The following is a 2,297-nucleotide window of genomic DNA, read 5'->3' on the forward strand; positions in this document are numbered from 1 at the left end:
CTATCATAGCCAAGTGGCGGATGGGCCGGCCAGTTTCCCCGTAACAGCATTTCCTTCATACCTGCTGTACATTTCTGCTTACGTAGTTGGTTGTCATATTCACCGAACAGGAACAACATTTTTTGCTGCATCTGCCCTGATGGGTTGGAGGTATCTATCGGTTGGGTTACCGAAACGATCTCAATACCCAATGCTCTTAACTGATTGGTCAGCCAAATAGAATTGTCGTTGCGGGAAAAGCGCTCAAGACTGTAAACAATGATATAAGAAACCTTCGACTTAGATCGTTTTACATAGGTGATCATTGCCGTGAATTGCTTACGTTCATCGGTTTGAGCACTCTCATAAGTCCCGCCAAAGTAGGCCAATATGTTGTACCCGGCGCGCTCGGCATACAAGTTACAGGCTTTGCGCTGCGTATCTAAACTTAAATTCTCTGCTTGTTCTTTGCCGCTCACCCTGGTATAGATAACGCAGCTGGTTCCTTTCGCTTTCAGACTGGCGTCTGCACCTTTAGCAAAAGTTCTGAAAAGTGTATTTTCGGCCATAATCGTAATAAAAAATCCGTCCCTCTATTCATTACAAAATAGGCATTTATTCGCTTGATTCCAAGCTTTTACGGGTTTTTCTACGGTAATAATTGAAGATAATCACCGTGTATTCTTTGAGCGTGGCAATGAATTCCTGCGCTTCCTGATCAGATAGTTTCTGTAAGCCGGGACATTCCCTGATCTCTTCCATGGTCAGATCGGTAAGCCGGTATTTTTGCCCGTTTTTCTTCTCGGCCATATTAATTATCTCTGGGGCGCAGTCGGCTCTTTTGGGGTAAGCATGATTTTACTGCGCTTTTTTTTATTGAATGAAGGAAAGTATTGAAGGTATCCGAAGTCATGCAGGTCACGAATACAGTTATGGTAGGTTGCCCGCGAAGATATGCGGGCGACCTCCATCACCTCATAACTGTACACTTCAATATATTCTGCGAAATCATTGAGCTGCCATAATTGATAAAGTGTTGCAAATAGGCCAATATGAGCAATGCAGATCCGGGGGTCTCGTTTGACCCTTTCGAAAAATTCCCATATTGGCCTGCACAACTCCATGACTTACACGCGAACGGTTTGCCTGCGACGCTCAATTTGTTGTTGATTTTGTTCGGCGCCGGCTTTTTGGGCTGCATCTTCTTTGGGGGAGGATGTTGCTGATTGTGACACTCCATTCTGCTGTTTGGCCTCTGCTGCTTTAGCAATAGCTGCGCGCTGAACTTCCTGGGGCGACAACTCGCTTTTCTGACTTTGCTCGAAAGATTGCCTGTTTACCTTTTTGATATCCAGCTTTTGGCCATTTTCATCATGGAAATCTATACGAAGCATTGCTGCGTTGGCAACCATTTTGGCTTTCACTTCTTCACCATCTTTTAATACGGTCACATCAACCCGGTTCCCTTTTTCCAGTTGGGCAACCAGGCGAGCCTTCATATAATTTTCTTCAGCGCCAACAATGGGGTATTTCTCCAATTCTTTTGCCTGGTCGTGCCATCTAATCATTTTAGGAAGGAAGTTACCGTGTGGGTCGGCTTCTTTAAAGTTAAGCGCCCTCCAGGCGGTATAGGTTTCACCGGTCGGAACCATTTTTTGTTTACCTTCAACCTCTGCTTTTTCCATCACCGGTTGTTCCCGGTAGACAGCACGGCCATCCATCATATTATAGCGCTCCTGTAAAGTGTAGTTGTATCTCTGACCGACGAAAAAGGTCTGGCTCAAATCTTCCATTCCTTCCTTTTTTAGGTTGACTTCAAATCTGTTAAAAAAGGTAAGGTCCTTTTGCAAATCGTCTCCTTTAGAAAAATGAAGTAATACCTGCACTTCGTCATTGCCGAACTTCTTATTAAAGGGAATAGTAAATTCAGTGAGATTCTGTTCCATTCTTTTTTGCAGCTCGCCAGAAATCTCGGTACCAAAACCTAAATACTGAAGTTGCTCTTTATTGTACTCATAACTTGCTTGATTCATGACTAATTACTTTTAAGTGGTTAATAAATGAATTATCGATTAAGTGCCTTGTTGTCACGCAGCAATACCTGATGCCCGTCCTTGATCTTTCCTTTGACCCGCTTGATCTTTTTGGAGAATAGCCCCTTGGCAGTATTGATACCAGCAGTGGTGAGTTGCGCTGTTACCGAAGGATCAAAACTCATCACATCCATATTCTGCACTCCATTAACTGCACCGTCCTTCATGGCATCACTGGTAACGGCTTCCGGTACACTGATGCCTTCCATGCCATCGGTCATATCG

The 2,297-nt window shown here is 44.1% G+C and carries 4 protein-coding genes; all 4 read right to left on the bottom strand.

Going from position 1 to position 2,297, the window contains the following annotated elements:
- Positions 1-548 (bottom strand): recombinase family protein (locus AAGC65_RS25935; protein WP_343115354.1); only part of this gene is annotated, 548 nt, incomplete at its 3' end.
- Positions 549-594: 46 nt separating this feature from the next.
- Positions 595-789 (bottom strand): hypothetical protein, encoded by a 195-nt coding sequence (locus AAGC65_RS25940; protein ID WP_343115355.1) that lies wholly within the window; start codon positions 787-789, stop codon positions 595-597.
- A 317-nt stretch (positions 790-1,106) separates the two neighbouring features.
- Positions 1,107-2,012, bottom strand: coding sequence for a hypothetical protein (locus AAGC65_RS25945; RefSeq protein ID WP_343115356.1), 906 nt, complete (start codon positions 2,010-2,012; stop codon positions 1,107-1,109).
- A gap of 32 nt (positions 2,013-2,044) precedes the next feature.
- Positions 2,045-2,297: conjugative transposon protein TraM (traM, locus tag AAGC65_RS25950; RefSeq protein WP_343115357.1), on the bottom strand; the 253-nt coding region annotated here is incomplete at its 5' end.

Source organism: Mucilaginibacter sp. (assembly GCF_039207105.1).
In the GTDB taxonomy this organism is placed as follows: domain Bacteria; phylum Bacteroidota; class Bacteroidia; order Sphingobacteriales; family Sphingobacteriaceae; genus Mucilaginibacter.